At 58.8% G+C, this 15,948-nt stretch carries 10 protein-coding genes and 3 rRNA genes; 6 read left to right on the top strand and 7 right to left on the bottom strand.

Annotated features, from left to right (window positions below; genetic code table 11):
- Nucleotides 1-74: 74 nt before the first annotated feature.
- Both E5720_RS17295 and E5720_RS17290 read right to left on the bottom strand, forming a co-directional pair.
- On the bottom strand, nucleotides 75-443 hold the full coding sequence (locus E5720_RS17295; protein WP_136171668.1) for a DUF3817 domain-containing protein: 369 nt from the start codon (nucleotides 441-443) through the stop codon (nucleotides 75-77).
- Between the two features lie 103 nt (nucleotides 444-546).
- Complete coding sequence (locus E5720_RS17290) at nucleotides 547-1,737, bottom strand: acetyl-CoA C-acetyltransferase (protein WP_136171667.1); 1,191 nt, start codon at nucleotides 1,735-1,737, stop codon at nucleotides 547-549.
- 95 nt (nucleotides 1,738-1,832) lie between these two features.
- On the opposite strand from E5720_RS17290, the gene mce reads away from it, so the two are divergent.
- On the top strand, nucleotides 1,833-2,312 hold the full coding sequence (mce, locus tag E5720_RS17285; protein WP_136171666.1) for a methylmalonyl-CoA epimerase: 480 nt from the start codon (nucleotides 1,833-1,835) through the stop codon (nucleotides 2,310-2,312).
- 45 nt (nucleotides 2,313-2,357) lie between these two features.
- Complete coding sequence (locus E5720_RS17280) at nucleotides 2,358-3,293, top strand: hypothetical protein (protein ID WP_247596022.1); 936 nt, start codon at nucleotides 2,358-2,360, stop codon at nucleotides 3,291-3,293.
- Between the two features lie 15 nt (nucleotides 3,294-3,308).
- Here E5720_RS17280 and E5720_RS22115 read toward each other — a convergent pair whose 3' ends face one another.
- Both E5720_RS22115 and nucS read right to left on the bottom strand, forming a co-directional pair.
- Entirely contained in the window at nucleotides 3,309-3,626 is a 318-nt protein-coding gene (locus E5720_RS22115; protein ID WP_084345097.1) for an ATP/GTP-binding protein, read from the bottom strand.
- Nucleotides 3,627-3,673: 47 nt separating this feature from the next.
- The gene (nucS, locus tag E5720_RS17270) at nucleotides 3,674-4,345 is read right to left on the bottom strand and encodes an endonuclease NucS (RefSeq protein ID WP_136171665.1); all 672 of its coding nucleotides are present in this window, start codon (nucleotides 4,343-4,345) and stop codon (nucleotides 3,674-3,676) included.
- Nucleotides 4,346-4,387: 42 nt separating this feature from the next.
- Here nucS and E5720_RS17265 point away from each other — a divergent pair, with 42 nt between their 5' ends.
- Nucleotides 4,388-5,938, top strand: coding sequence for an adenylate/guanylate cyclase domain-containing protein (locus E5720_RS17265; RefSeq protein ID WP_136171664.1), 1,551 nt, complete (start codon nucleotides 4,388-4,390; stop codon nucleotides 5,936-5,938).
- 199 nt (nucleotides 5,939-6,137) lie between these two features.
- On the opposite strand, the gene rrf is transcribed toward E5720_RS17265, so the two are convergent.
- The 3 genes from rrf to E5720_RS17250 form a co-directional block, all read right to left on the bottom strand.
- Nucleotides 6,138-6,254 (bottom strand): 5S ribosomal RNA (gene rrf / locus E5720_RS17260).
- 131 nt (nucleotides 6,255-6,385) lie between these two features.
- Nucleotides 6,386-9,544 (bottom strand): 23S ribosomal RNA (locus E5720_RS17255).
- Nucleotides 9,545-9,905: 361 nt separating this feature from the next.
- Nucleotides 9,906-11,423 (bottom strand): 16S ribosomal RNA (locus E5720_RS17250).
- Together the 16S, 23S and 5S rRNA genes form the textbook arrangement of a ribosomal RNA operon.
- Before the next feature lie 474 nt (nucleotides 11,424-11,897).
- Between E5720_RS17250 and E5720_RS17245 the strand changes: the two genes are divergently transcribed.
- From E5720_RS17245 to E5720_RS17235, 3 genes are all read left to right on the top strand, one after another.
- Entirely contained in the window at nucleotides 11,898-13,049 is a 1,152-nt protein-coding gene (locus E5720_RS17245) for a nucleotide pyrophosphatase/phosphodiesterase family protein (RefSeq protein ID WP_210729893.1), read from the top strand.
- Between the two features lie 77 nt (nucleotides 13,050-13,126).
- On the top strand, nucleotides 13,127-14,317 hold the full coding sequence (locus E5720_RS17240; protein WP_136171663.1) for a hypothetical protein: 1,191 nt from the start codon (nucleotides 13,127-13,129) through the stop codon (nucleotides 14,315-14,317).
- Between the two features lie 328 nt (nucleotides 14,318-14,645).
- The gene (locus tag E5720_RS17235) at nucleotides 14,646-15,944 is read left to right on the top strand and encodes an amino acid deaminase (RefSeq protein ID WP_136171662.1); all 1,299 of its coding nucleotides are present in this window, start codon (nucleotides 14,646-14,648) and stop codon (nucleotides 15,942-15,944) included.
- Nucleotides 15,945-15,948: the final 4 nt, after the last annotated feature.

Here is a 15,948-nt window from a genome sequence, read left to right as displayed (position 1 = left end):
GAGAACCGGGACGAGTCACGCCCTACAGTTTGTCACTAACGGTGAAGACTCACTACTGCTGGGACGCGCAGGGACTACGAGGGTGTGACTGCGCCCTCGGCACGAGCAGGTTCGGACGTGCTCAGCTCGGCGAGACGACCTGTTCGCGTGGCCCAAATCTCGAAGACGACAGTACCGAATGGCGGAATGCTGGCAAGAAGCGCGAGCACACTGGTCTTGATATCCCAGCGAAGTTTGACTGCTGTCAGGATCGAGATCAGGACGTAGATCACGAACACTGCGCCGTGAATCGGACCGAAGACTTTGACACCGATCTCGTTGCCGTCTGCAGGCAGCCACTTGAAGGCCATTCCGAGCAGGAGACCCAGCCACGTGAAGGCCTCGAGGACTGCGAAAAATCGGAATCGCTTGGCCGTGGTACGCAGGTCGAAGAAGGTCAGCATGCGCCCCATTGTGCCCGATCGACTACGACAGAGCGTAGTGGGTCTGGTCTCACTTCGGCACCCGAGCAGAAGCCGCGAGCGCGAAGTGAGACCACAGCGAACGTCAGGACTTCGGTACTCGAACGATCAGAGCATCGCCCTGTCCGCCGCCACCGCACAATGCTGCCGCGCCGATTCCTCCGCCGCGACGTCCGAGCTCGAGTGCAAGATGAAGCGCTATACGTGCGCCGGACATTCCCAGTGGGTGCCCGATAGCAATTGCCCCACCGTTCACGTTGACCTTGGCATCGTCGATGCCGAGTTCACGGGTGGATGCGATACCTACCGCAGCGAAAGCCTCGTTGATCTCGATCAGATCGAGATCCTTCGGATCGATCCCTTCTTTGGCGCACGCCTTGGCGATCGCCCGAGCAGGCTGGCTCTGCAGCGAGGAATCCGGGCCTGCCACGACACCGTGCGCACCGATCTCGGCAATCCACGTCAGCCCGAGACTCTCTGCCTTGTCACGGCTCATGACGATCACAGCTGCAGCACCGTCGTTGATGGTCGAGGCATTGCCGGCCGTGATCGTGCCGGTCTTACTGAACGCCGGCCGAAGCTTGGCGAGAGTATCGACAGTCGTATCGGCGCGGATGCCTTCGTCCTGGGACACCACAATCGGGTCGCCCTTGCGCTGCGGGATGCTGACCGGAACGACCTCGTCGTCGAAGATCCCGTTCTTCCATGCCGCAGCCGCGCGCTGATGAGATGCGGCCGCGAATGCGTCCTGTTCCTCACGAGTACTGGCACTGGCGCCTTCGTTGCGTGATTCGGTGAGTCCACCCATCGCCTGATCGGTGAAGATGTCGTACAGGCCGTCGTAGGCCAGATGATCACGCATCGTCACATCGCCGTATTTGAAGCCCGCGCGAGACTTTTCGAGCATGTGCGGCGCCTGGGTCATCGACTCCTGACCGCCGGCAACTACGACCTCGAACTCGCCTGCCCGGATCAGCTGATCAGCGAGGGCGATCGCGTCGACCCCGGAAAGGCAAACCTTGTTGATGGTAAGCGCAGGCACATCCATCGGAATACCGGCGGCAACAGCGGCCTGACGAGCAGGGATCTGACCTGCACCTGCGGTAAGAACCTGGCCCATGATGACGTACTCGACGAGTTCCGGCGCGACACCAGCTTTCTCGAGCGCACCCTTTATTGCGATACCGCCGAGGTCCGAACCGGACAGGTCCTTCAACGCCCCGGACAGCTTGCCTACCGGTGTGCGAGCCCCGGCGATGATGACAGAAGTGGTCACAATGTTCCTCCAACCAATTGCACGAAAAGTAAGTCGCTGATCTCTACAACAGCCCCAGTGAGCGATTCGATCCGGCTGACGCTAACGTCGACTGCATGACCTCCACCACGCAGTCTCCCACGGGTGCCCCACTCCGATCCGACCTGGTGACGGCTATCGACCACGTCGGCGTCGCTGTGCCGGACCTCGATGTCGCCATTGCCTGGTACACCGAACACCTCGGAATGGTGGCAACACACGAAGAAGTCAACGAGGAGCAGGGCGTCCGCGAAGCCATGTTGTCCTTTCCCGGCGCCACGTCGGCGTCGGCCGCACTTCAGTTGCTCGCACCGCTGAACGAAGAGTCGACCATCGCCAAGTTCATCGGACGTAGCGGACCCGGCCTGCAGCAACTGGCATACCGGGTCAGCAGCATCGAGGAAATCTCCGACCAACTACGCAGTCGTGGGGTTCGGCTGCTTTACGACGCACCTCGTCGCGGCACCGCAGATTCACGCATCAATTTCATTCACCCGAAAGATGCCGGTGGCGTACTCATCGAATTGGTGGAACCATCCGAGAAATCAGTTCATTGACCCACCGTATGGCCCTGAAAACCTGGCAAAGGTAAGTTGGCCGCCATGGCAAACGAGCAAGATCGCACCGGGGTGCAACTTCCTTTCTCTCTCGTACGAAAAGGATTCGATCGCGACGAAGTCACCAACTACTTCGAACGGTTCGACGCCGAGCTTCGGCTGACTACCGCGGATCGCGATGCCGCTGCAGCCCAAGCCCGCGACCTGGCCAAACAACTCGATGATGCTCGGGACGAGATCGACGAACTGCGCAAGGACATCGACCGACTGTCCGTGCCTCCTACGACCGCAGAGGGAATGAGTGACCGGATCTCGCGGATGCTCAGACTCGCATCCGACGAGGCCTCGGAAGTTCGAGCCAAGGCGCACGCCGAGTCCGAGGAGATGGTCTCGGTCGCCGAGCAAGAGAGCGCGCGGCTACGTGGGCGTCACGAATCACTCGTCGTGGAGTTGGAGGAGCGTCGTTCCGCGCTGGAAACCGAGCACGAGCAGACAATGGCTCAGGCGCGTACCGAGGCAGCACGCGTGGTGGAGGCATCGCAGTCCGAGCGCGATCAGCTCGCCGCCGAGTCCGAGGCCAAGCGCGCCAAGGTTCAAGAGGATTTCGAAATCACGATGGCCGATCGCCGCACCAAGATCCTCGCGGCACTCGAAGACCTGGAAGCATCGAGCAAAGCCGACGCTGCACACCGCATCGAAGAAGCCACGAAAGAATCGACCCGCCGACTGCAGGCCGCGACAGAACAGGCCGAACGACGGATCGCGCACTCGAAGGAACTGGCCGAGGAACTCCGAGTACTGCGCAGCCGAGTGCTCGCCCAGCTGCTCGGCATTCGTGGCCAACTCGACTCCGTGCCCGCAATGCTGGCGTCGGTCAACCGGGAGAGCGAATTGCTCGACGCAGCCGAACCCGCCGCTTCCACGAAGGCCAAGGACGACGCTGTCGATCTCGGGAAGGAAAAGGCTTCCACGTCGTCTTGATTCACCGGGCGCTGGCTACGACCAGCGCCTGGTCAGGCCCCTCGTTCCTCTCCCAGACCAACACCCTGTGTGCCAATGCCGTCGGTCCTCTGGGCCTCCCAGGTCGTCCGACGGCCACGCCACCACGTGCGCGACCCCAGGCCGCACCTCGTGATCACAGCCTGGACAGCGATACGTCTTCGTAGCTCTGTTCCCAGGCACCGTCCGAAAAGTGAATTCCTCATCGGACCATCCGGCCGGTCCGCCCTCTACCCGGGCGCCACCGAGAAGCGAATCCGGAGATCCTGCTGCTTTCTTGCGGACCGCTTTGCGGTCGTGGTTCCGTCGAGGCACAGTACGAGTGTAAGAGAAACGCTCGAGCAACTGCGACGGCATACGAATCAGAACAGACGGAATTCGGTGCTTTCGGTCCCTCGCAGCACGTCGTAGTCGAGCGTCACGCATCGGATTCCACGGTCGACGGCCAGCGTTTTGGCTTGCGGCTTGATCACCTGCGCCGCGAACACTCCACTCACCGGTGACAGCACCGGATCCCGATTCAACAGTTCCAGATAGCGAGTCAACTGCTCGACCCCATCGATCTCACCACGACGCTTGATCTCCACCGCCACGGTTCCGCCGTCAGCATTGCGGCAAAGCAGATCAACTGGGCCGATGGCCGTCATGAATTCGCGACGCACAAGCGTATAGCCGGTACCGAGTGTCTCGACATGCTCGGCGAGCAACTCCTGAAGATGAGACTCGACTCCGTCTTTCACCAAACCCGGATCGATACCCAGCTCATGACTCGAGTCGAGCTCGACCTCGTCGATCGTGATTCGAAGTTCCTCGCCGGCCTTGTTCGTCACGACCCACTTGATCGTCTCGCCCTCGGTCGTCTCGGTCATCCAGCACGGCGGGCTCATCCAGTTCAACGGTTTGTACGCCCGATCGTCCGCATGCACACTCACCGAGCCGTCGGACTTCACCAGAAGAAGACGACGAGCAGGGGGGAGATGGGCGGTGAGGCGGCCGACATAGTCCACTTGGCAACGAGCAATTACGAGACGCACTCGCCCACCCTAAGCCAGAGCGCCCGCTACTCTATGACCACCATGCCGCAACCGAGACGATCCGTCGCACCTCTCGGATCCCGCCTACTCGGCGACATATCCGAATCACCCCGTCGCCGTCGTATACGCATTCAAATGCTCCTCACTACGTTCCTGCTCGGAGCCAATCTGATCGGCGCCGTCATCGTCGTTACTTTGGTCAGTGTCGTCGTTCCCGGGCCGGATGTTCTCGTCGTCGAGAAATATTGGTGGGTCAACTTCATAGTCGTTCCGGTCTACGTCTTCTTGGCATTTGTCGTCGGGGTGCTCTGGGGCACGACGAGAGCACTTCGAGACCTCCGCTGGTCCGTCGAGGACCGTCCACCGACACGCCGAGAACAGGTCAACACGTTGTCGATGCCGTGGCAGTTGACCCGACTGCAGATCATCCTGTGGACCGTCGGACTGATTCTGATCACCACTATCAACGGCATCATCGACCCTCAATCAATTCCCAAGGTGGCATTCACTATTGGCGCAGGTGGAACCGTGGTCTGCGCTTTCAGCTACCTGTTGAGCGAATTCGCGTTGCGGCCCGCTGCCGCCCGCGCACTCGAAGCAGGCGATCCACGTCGGATCCGGATCGCCGGAGTGATGGGCCGATCGATACTGTCCTGGATCCTCGGAACCGGTGTGCCGGTAGCAGGGCTGATGATCATCGCGATCTTCAGTTTCATCCGCCCGTACTACACCGAATCGCGTCAATTGGCTGTCGCGATCCTGGCGCTGGGTGGAATCACCCTGATATTCGGGTTCTTCCTGACACTTCTCGGAGTATTTGCCACAACCGCACCCATCAGCAACGTTCGATCCGGGATGGCAGAAGTCGAACACGGCAACCTCGACGTCCATCTGGCTGTATACGACGGCACCGAGCTAGGCGAGTTACAAAGCGGATTCAACAGAATGGCAGACGGAATCCGCGAGCGTGAGAAGATTCGCGACCTCTTCGGACGCCACGTCGGACAGGAAGTCGCCGAAGCTGCTCTCAGCCAAACCTCGGAGCTCGGCGGTGAAGAGCGCGACATCGCGGTGTTCTTCATAGACCTGGTCGGCTCGACGGAGCTTGCCGCATCCAGTCCCCCGAAAGAGGTCGTCGACCTTCTCAACCGCTTCTTCGCAGTCGTCGTCGACGAGGTCGACGACCACGGCGGCTTCATCAACAAATTCGAGGGCGACGCCGCTCTCGCGATTTTCGGTGCACCCGGCGAATTGCCCGACCACTGCGGCTCGGCACTAGCGGCGGCCCGAAAAATCAGTACTCGCTTGCTCGACGAAGTCCCCGAATGCAGTGCAGCAGTGGGCGTTGCATCCGGCCGTGCCGTAGCCGGCAACGTCGGAGCGAAATCGCGCTTCGAATACACAGTCATCGGTGACCCAGTCAACGAAGCTGCCAGGTTATCCGAACTCGCCAAGAGCGCTCCCGGTGCGATCCTTGCATCGCAGGTAACAGTCGACAACGCCACGGAGGCAGAAGCGTCGCTATGGGAGCTCGGCGACAGCGTGACACTGCGTGGACGATCCGTTCACACCGTCCTCGCCAGCCCGAGGTAAGCGGCCGAGTCGGATCAAGGCTCGTAGGCAGGTGTGAGTGTGAGTGTTGCTGCGCCGCTCCACCTATCGCTTGAATGGTCCACTCATACGATCAGATAGCATCGGTGCGACATCGAAGCAGTGCCGTCACCCACACAAAAAAGACATGAAACGCAGCAAAGCCCCCAACCAACAGGTTGGGGGCTTCACTGGAAAAGGTGTTCGGCGGTGACCTACTCTCCCACACCCTGTCGAGTGCAGTACCATCGGCGCTGGAGGGCTTAGCTTCCGGGTTCGGAATGGGACCGGGCGTTTCCCCTCCGCTATGGCCGCCGTAACTCTATGAAACAGTTACACACGGAACACAACGGGCTATTCACACAGTGGTGGATAGTGTTGGTTCATTCAATTTTGTAACACTGAAACGTGTGCTGTTTCAGATATTGCACAGTGGACGCGTAGCTTCTTTGTGGTAAGTCCTCGGCCTATTAGTACCAGTCACCTACATCGGTTACCCGACTTCCAGTTCTGGCCTATCAACCCGGTGGTCTGCCGGGGGCCTTACCCCCTCGAGGGGGTGAGAAACCTCATCTTGGAACAGGCTTCCCGCTTAGATGCTTTCAGCGGTTATCCCTTCCGAACGTAGCTAACCAGCGGTGCTCCTGGTGGAACAACTGGCACACCAGAGGTTCGTCCGTCCCGGTCCTCTCGTACTAGGGACAGCCTTCCTCAAGTTTCTTACGCGCGCGGCGGATAGAGACCGAACTGTCTCACGACGTTCTAAACCCAGCTCGCGTGCCGCTTTAATGGGCGAACAGCCCAACCCTTGGGACCTACTCCAGCCCCAGGATGCGACGAGCCGACATCGAGGTGCCAAACCATCCCGTCGATATGGACTCTTGGGGAAGATCAGCCTGTTATCCCCGGGGTACCTTTTATCCGTTGAGCGACACCGCTTCCACATGCCGGTGCCGGATCACTAGTCCCGACTTTCGTCCCTGCTCGACGTGTCAGTCTCACAGTCAAGCTCCCTTGTGCACTTGCACTCGACACCTGATTGCCAACCAGGCTGAGGGAACCTTTGGGCGCCTCCGTTACATTTTAGGAGGCAACCGCCCCAGTTAAACTACCCACCAGGCACTGTCCCTGAACCAGATCATGGTCCGAGGTTAAGGTATCCAATACGATCAGAGTGGTATTTCAACAACGACTCCACAGTAACTGGCGTCACCGCTTCACAGTCTCCCACCTATCCTACACAAACCGAACCGAACACCAATACCAAGCTATAGTGAAGGTCCCGGGGTCTTTTCGTCCTGCCGCGCGTAACGAGCATCTTTACTCGTAATGCAATTTCGCCGAGTCTATGGTTGAGACAGCTGAGAAGTCGTTACGCCATTCGTGCAGGTCGGAACTTACCCGACAAGGAATTTCGCTACCTTAGGATGGTTATAGTTACCACCGCCGTTTACTGGGGCTTAAATTCTCAGCTTCGCCACCGAAGTGACTAACCGGTCCTCTTAACCTTCCAGCACCGGGCAGGCGTCAGTCCGTATACATCGTCTTACGACTTCGCACGGACCTGTGTTTTTAGTAAACAGTCGCTTCTCACTGGTCTCTGCGACCCCACCCAGCTCAGAACGAAAAGTTCATCACCAGACAGGGTCCCCCTTCTCCCGAAGTTACGGGGGCATTTTGCCGAGTTCCTTAACCATAGTTATCTCGATCGCCTTAGTATTCTCTACCTGACCACCTGTGTCGGTTTGGGGTACGGGCCGTGTGAAAGCTCGCTAGAGGCTTTTCTCGGCAGCATAGGATCACTGAATTCGCCTCAATCGGCTACGCATCACCTCTCAGGCATCATGAACGGCGGATTTGCCTACCGTTCGCCCTACAGGCTTACACCAGTATTACCACTGACTGGCCCAGCTACCTTCCTGCGTCACCCCATCGCTTGGCTACTACCAGATCAGGTCCTGCGCATCCACCACACCCCTCACTCTCGAAAGAGATCAGTAACGTGGATTCAGGGCAGTTAGTATCACTGATTCACCATGGGCGCGTTCACACGGGTACGGGAATATCAACCCGTTGTCCATCGGCTACGCCTGTCGGCCTCGTCTTAGGTCCCGACTCACCCTGGGCGGATTAACCTGGCCCAGGAACCCTTGGTCATTCGGCGGACGAGTTTCTCACTCGTCTTTCGCTACTCATGCCTGCATTCTCACTCGCACAGCCTCCACACCTGGATCACTCCGATGCTTCCATGGCTGCACGACGCTCCCCTACCCACCCACACACCTGGCACACTCCTCGTAAGGAACATGCGGGCTATTGTATGAGTGCCGCAGCTTCGGTGGTGTACTTGAGCCCCGCTACATTGTCGGCGCAGGATCACTTGACCAGTGAGCTATTACGCACTCTTTCAAGGGTGGCTGCTTCTAAGCCAACCTCCTGGTTGTCTTCGCGACCCCACATCCTTTTCCACTTAGTACACGCTTAGGGACCTTAGCTGGCGATCTGGGCTGTTTCCCTCTCGACTACGAACCTTATCGCCCGCAGTCTCACTGCCACGCTCTCACTCATCGGCATTCGGAGTTTGGCTGATTTCGGTAAGCCGGTAAGCCCCCTAGACCATCCAGTAGCTCTACCTCCGATGAGAAACACGTGACGCTGCACCTAAATGCATTTCGGGGAGAACCAGCTATCACGGAGTTTGATTGGCCTTTCACCCCTACCCACAACTCATCCCCTCAGTTTTCAACCTAAGTGGGTTCGGTCCTCCACGACGTCTTACCGTCGCTTCAACCTGGCCATGGGTAGATCACTCCGCTTCGGGTCTAGAGCATGCCACTACACACCACGAAGGTGATACGCCCTATTCGGACTCGCTTTCGCTACGGCTACCCCACACGGGTTAACCTCGCGACATGCCACTAACTCGCAGGCTCATTCTTCAAAAGGCACGCCATCACCAGCAACAGAACAAACTGTTCACCAGCTCTGACGGATTGTAAGCGCACGGTTTCAGGTACTATTTCACTCCCCTCCCGGGGTACTTTTCACCTTTCCCTCACGGTACTAGTCCGCTATCGGTCACCAGGGAGTATTCAGGCTTATCGGGTGGTCCCGACAGATTCACAGCAGATTTCACGGGCCCGCTGCTACTTGGGTATTCACTACGACAGTCACAGTATTTTCGTCTACGGGATTCTCACCCTCTACGACAGGCCGTTCCAGACCACTTCGACTAACACCATGATTTCTTACTGTCGGCCGATCCGGCAGAATCGACAAAGTAAACCCCACAACCCTCCATACGCAACCCCTGCCGGGTATCACACGCACAAAGTTTGGCCTCATCCGCTTTCGCTCGCCACTACTCACGGAATCACAATTGTTTTCTCTTCCTGTGGGTACTGAGATGTTTCACTTCCCCACGTTCCCTCCACACACCCTATATATTCAGGTGCAGGTAACACGACATCACTCGTGCTGGGTTTCCCCATTCGGACACCCTCGGATCACAGCTCGGTTGACAGCTCCCCGAGGCTTATCGCAGCCTCCTACGTCCTTCATCGGCTCCTGGTGCCAAGGCATCCACCGTACGCTCTTCATTACTTACAACAAAGATGCTCGCGTCCACTGTGCAATTCTCAAACAACACACACACTCCCACGTCAACGCCGCCATCAAACAATCACTCCCACAAGAAAACTCGCAGAAACAACCCGGTATGGACAACCGTGAAAGCCTGTATCCGTCTTGCCTAGAAAGAAACACACTCACGCGTGTTCTCTCAGGACCCAACAGTATGCCGATATAGACCGTGCCGGCCGACCACCAAGGATCAACCGATACGCACGATCTCATTGTCAGTGTTCCACCCGTGAGCTCCCGCAGATTCACATATGGAACCTAAACGGGCTCTGCCAGACCATCATCTACTGACTGTTCAGCAGTACATGTCCTGGAGAATGCTCCTTAGAAAGGAGGTGATCCAGCCGCACCTTCCGGTACGGCTACCTTGTTACGACTTCGTCCCAATCGCCGATCCCACCTTCGACGGCTCCCTCCCACAAGGGGTTAGGCCACCGGCTTCGGGTGTTACCGACTTTCATGACGTGACGGGCGGTGTGTACAAGGCCCGGGAACGTATTCACCGCAGCGTTGCTGATCTGCGATTACTAGCGACTCCGACTTCACGGGGTCGAGTTGCAGACCCCGATCCGAACTGAGACCAGCTTTAAGGGATTCGCTCCACCTCACGGTCTCGCAGCCCTCTGTACTGGCCATTGTAGCATGTGTGAAGCCCTGGACATAAGGGGCATGATGACTTGACGTCGTCCCCACCTTCCTCCGAGTTGACCCCGGCAGTCTCTTACGAGTCCCCGCCATAACGCGCTGGCAACATAAGATAGGGGTTGCGCTCGTTGCGGGACTTAACCCAACATCTCACGACACGAGCTGACGACAGCCATGCACCACCTGTACACCGACCACAAGGGGGGCCGTATCTCTACGGCTTTCCGGTGTATGTCAAACCCAGGTAAGGTTCTTCGCGTTGCATCGAATTAATCCACATGCTCCGCCGCTTGTGCGGGCCCCCGTCAATTCCTTTGAGTTTTAGCCTTGCGGCCGTACTCCCCAGGCGGGGCGCTTAATGCGTTAGCTACGGCACAGATTCCGTGGAAGGAACCCACACCTAGCGCCCACCGTTTACGGCGTGGACTACCAGGGTATCTAATCCTGTTTGCTACCCACGCTTTCGTTCCTCAGCGTCAGTTGTTTCCCAGAGACCCGCCTTCGCCACCGGTGTTCCTCCTGATATCTGCGCATTTCACCGCTACACCAGGAATTCCAGTCTCCCCTGAAACACTCAAGTCTGCCCGTATCGCCTGCAAGCCCGAAGTTGAGCCCCGGGTTTTCACAAACGACGCGACAAACCGCCTACGAACTCTTTACGCCCAGTAATTCCGGACAACGCTCGCACCCTACGTATTACCGCGGCTGCTGGCACGTAGTTAGCCGGTGCTTCTTCTGCAGGTACCGTCACTTGCGCTTCGTCCCTGCTGAAAGAGGTTTACAACCCGAAGGCCTTCATCCCTCACGCGGCGTCGCTGCATCAGGCTTTCGCCCATTGTGCAATATTCCCCACTGCTGCCTCCCGTAGGAGTCTGGGCCGTGTCTCAGTCCCAGTGTGGCCGGTCACCCTCTCAGGTCGGCTACCCGTCGTCGCCTTGGTAGGCCATTACCCCACCAACAAGCTGATAGGCCGCGGGCCCATCCTGCACCGATAAATCTTTCCACCCACCCCCATGCGAGAGCAGGTCATATCCGGTATTAGACCCAGTTTCCCAGGCTTATCCCAGAGTGCAGGGCAGATCACCCACGTGTTACTCACCCGTTCGCCGCTCGTGTACCCCGAAGGGCCTTACCGCTCGACTTGCATGTGTTAAGCACGCCGCCAGCGTTCGTCCTGAGCCAGGATCAAACTCTCCGTAAAAGACTCTAGATATCACAGCCGAAGCTGCTAATCAGTCAAAGACATAAGAGCCAAATCACTAGCAAAAAAACTCAACTAGCTATAAAACAACACCCAACCATAACCACCACAAGCGGATGATCATCGACATCGGATGCTTTCACCAAATATAAAATTCGGCACTGACATTCATCGACACACTGTTGAGTTCTCAAAGAACACGCACACACCATCTCGTCCGCATTCGCGTTCGATCCGGGGCTTACACGCTCATACCCCGAACACGGCTGATTTCTCTTGCCTTATTCGGGACTGTCAGCTCGAACTTCGTCCAACCTCGTGTCCCGCACCTCTCGGTCCGGGTCGGTGTCCGTGTCGCTCTGACTCGACAAAAGTTACGGCAACAAGAACAGTTGTGCAAATCGCCTGGTCAGCGACTCGCATTGGTTAATTGCAGACTTCACACCGTCCAATCGGACCGCATACGGTGGACGCATGCTCTTGAATCCGCGCTATGGGTCTGCATCGTTGGCCGATGTGGTGCCCTCGATACTTGCTCATCTCGGTGCCGTCGGTGAGGTGGATCGAATCGGTCTGGACTTGGGAGGCGTTCGCCGAGTGTGTGTGCTCCTTGTCGACGGCCTGGGTTCGGAGCAACTCTCGGCCCACCCCGAAGACGCACCGTTCCTCAACTCTCATTCGTCGTCAGCGATCACCGCAGGCTTCCCCACTACGACAGCAACCAGCCTGAGTTCATTCGGTACCGGGCTACCGCCGGGCTCGCACGGAATCATGGGGTACCTCGTCGCCGCTCCCGGCCACAAGCGATTGATGAACAGCCTGCAATGGAAGCTCGTCGGTGCTGGAAAATCCGAAGGGCTTCCGGTCGACCTCGTTCCCGAGAACTTTCAGCCCACCCCGACGGCCTTCGAGCGTGGCCTCGAATCCGGTGTGAGGGTGGCGCATATCGGACCGTCGATGCAGAACGGTTCGGGACTTACCCGCGCTGCGCTGCGTGGGCCGTCGTTTCACGCGTCGGTGTCCATCGGAGATCTAGGAGCCCAGGTCGGTGACATCTTCGATTCACCCGGTCCGACTTTGGTCTACGCCTACTACGGAGATCTCGACCTGGTCGGTCATGTTCGTGGTCCGCAGTCGCTCGCGTGGCGGCTGGAGCTCGGTCACGTCGACGATCTCGCGCAGGCGATCGCCGAGCGCCTTCCAGATGACGGTGCATTGGTAGTGGTCGCAGATCACGGGATGGTCGAAGTCGAGAACAGAATCGACTACGACACCTCCGTCGAACTACAGCAAGCAATTCAGCTCTTAGGTGGAGAGCCGCGGATGCGCTATCTGTATACCCGCGAAGGAGCCAGAGACGACGTAGCGGCGACGTGGCAGGAGCACCTCGGCGCCGGCTTTCGCGTCATAGCAAGGGACGAGGCCATCGATCTCGGATGGTTCGGCCCCACTGTCTCTACGGACGCCTACGGACGAATTGGCGACCTTCTGGTGCTGGCGAACGATCGGTCCGTCGTGATTCGGAGTCGGACGGAAGTCTCGGCATCGGCGCTCCGCGGACACCATGGGTCGTTGACGTCAGCTGAACTCATGATTCCGGCCCTGGTCATCCGTAGGAAGCGCTGATGCGAGCGATCAGTGTCGGTATCTCCCGCTAGGTTGCTCCTGTTCGAGAAGTTCGCGGTTGATGACGGGGAGAAACAATGTCGACGTTCGAGGTTCGAGAACTGGATAGCTCGATGGAGAAGGACTGGCGACGGTTCGCTGCACAACTGGGCGATCGGCTGGCATCGGGTGAATACACCGCAGATTGGTCGCTGTCGCCGGCATTCCGGCCCGAGGGTGCTGACAAGCTCGAGATGAGCCTGCGGACGACTATGCGCAGAACCCTGGTGTGCGTGTCGTCGGGACTGTCGAATCCACCTTCGCCTTGGCGCGAATCCGGTGTTTCCGACATTCACGTGTTGGAGGACCCAGTCTTGTGTGCAGATCGGTTCGCATCGACGGTTGTCACACAGCTTCGTCGCACGTGGAACATTCCCCACCCAAGCTTCCTGGTGGGTACGCAGGACGGGAGCACGGTCGAGGGTGTCTTCGGAGTAGAACTGCTCGGCGACGCCGGACAGGTCTACGAGCCGATGACCTCCTCGGTCCATGCTGACGAGGAAGCTCTCTCGAAAGCAGCGCGAAGGGCATTGCAGGCGCTCCACGGGCCTGAAATACACATGGCCGCGGACGGAAGCTTCACCGTACCGTTGGGAAAGGTAACGGCTCACGTCTATGTCGCTGCTCTCGACGAGGTACGCGTCGATGCTCCGATCGTCGAAAGAATCGGCGGTCGAACACGCGCTGCCGAGGTGGTGGGAGATCTCAATCGTCGCCATCCGCGGCTGACGTTTCTCCTCATCGACGACCGCATTCACCTCACCTCGAGCATCGCCGCACGGCCCTTCGTACCTCAGCACTTGATGGATGCGGTCACTCGTCTCGCAGATTTCGTCACCCGAGTCGATGATGATTTCGCAACCGATCTCGGTGGTCGGCTCTCGACATCGCCATTTGCTACTGGTCCCGGGGATGTCCCGGACGACCCCACCGAGGACGAGGTACCCGCGCAGTTGATGACGTTGCTCGAACTCGACGCGGAGTTGGGCGGGACTATCGATGCCGAAGATGTCGTGTCGGTGTGCGGGCGGGACCAGATGAAAATCTCTCGTTACGAGAGGTTCTGCGTCGAGCAGTCACAGTCCTGGAAGGAATGTGCGCGTGATGCCCGTCTTCGCAACGAGTCCGCCGCTGCATCGGAATACGCGGAAGAGGCAGTTCCTTGGGACCGTGTGATCGAGGCGCTGCGGTCGGCGCTCCGCACTGTCGGGTTCTACGACAACGCCTGAGTCCGCCGGCCCGATCGACGACCGAACGGGTCCAGCAGACGATCTCGACGAGCAACTCTTCGCGCGGAAGGCCGGTGAACGAGCAGTTCCATCCGAACGCCCTGCGAGAACGGGTGCGCGCACACCTGCGCCCCAGAACTTGAAAATGGTTGAGGGGCTTGTCGGGGACTGCCATCCCTACTGCCCCGACCGGGTACCGTCGCGGGTGATCCCTCCGATGTAGTTCACGAAAGACGCGTGTTGGTCTCGGCCCTCCGTGTAACACTGTTCGACAACCAACATCGAACTCGGCAAGGTACTGATCGTCGCAATCGAGCGCCACGTACGCATGAGCCAGCGCCCTGGAGGTTTCGTCTTGATCGACTCGAAAGCTGTGAACGCCCTCGGAACGAAGACACTCGGCCCCGAACACAAGTCCTTCCCCCCGAGTGCGTGGGGACAGTCCGTCGAGCAGTTCATCGGCACCGATCCAAGACTGGCGGACTTCCAAACGCCGTTGCTCACCTTGGATCGCGGGCGCATGCAGCACAACATTGCAGTCATGGCCCAGTGGGCGAAGCAAGCCGGAGTGCGGATCGCACCACACGGCAAGACGACGATGGCCCCGGCACTGTGGCGACTCCAGCTCGAATCAGGCGCCTGGGCAATAACTTTGGCCACGATCTGGCAGGTGCAGCTCGCACGCGCGTTCGGCGTCGAGCGAATACTCCTCGCCAATGCCCTAGTCGATCCGATAGGACTGGCCTGGCTCGCATCCGAACTGGAATCTCATCCGGAATTCGAATTCTATTGCTGGGCAGATAGTCTCGAGACAGTGGCAGCAATGAATACTGTCCTCGATTCTTCGGTTGGCGCTCGTCGGGTCAACGTGATCGTCGAACTCGGTGGAGAACATGGGCGAACCGGCGCACGAACGACGGAAACTGCACGCGCAGTCGCTGACGCTGTCGTCGCATCACCATCACTGGCACTCGCCGGGGTCGGTGGGTACGAAGGTGCAATGAGCCATGACCGCTCAGCGTCCGGTCTGGCTGCTGTCCGCGCGCACTTGGACACCGTCGGCGCCCTGCACCGTGAATTACTCGATGCCGATCTCTACGACACTCATGCCATCGTGACGGCCGGCGGCAGCGCCTATCAGGACCTGGCGATCGAGCGATTGGCTGCCGTGGCGGACGAGAAGGGTGCGCGTGGAGTCACCACGTCGGTGGTACTGCGCTCGGGCGCTTACATCATCCACGACGACGGATTCTATTCACAGATTTCGCCGATGAATCCGGCTCGCTCCGACAACCCGTTGAGATCGGCGATGCACGGCTGGGCACGCGTTGTGTCAACGCCAGAGCCCGGGTTGGCATTGTTGGACGCCGGGAAACGCGATCTGCCGTTCGACGAAGGACTCCCGATACCCCAGAACGTCGAGCACGCCGAGATCACCGCACTCAATGATCAGCACGCGTTCCTGCGTATGCCCGACAACTCTGTCCCTCTGCAGGTCGGAACCGTCGTACGCCTGGGTCTTTCACATCCGTGCACTGCATTCGACAAATGGCGACTCATCCCGGTGATCGACGATGCCGACTCCGACGATCCCCTCGTGGTGGACCTCGTCCACACCTTCTTCTGAAACA

It is taken from the genome of Rhodococcus sp. PAMC28707 (assembly GCF_004795915.1).
Taxonomy (GTDB): Bacteria; Actinomycetota; Actinomycetes; order Mycobacteriales; family Mycobacteriaceae; genus Rhodococcoides.
This window is presented reverse-complemented; position numbering and strand designations above follow the sequence as displayed.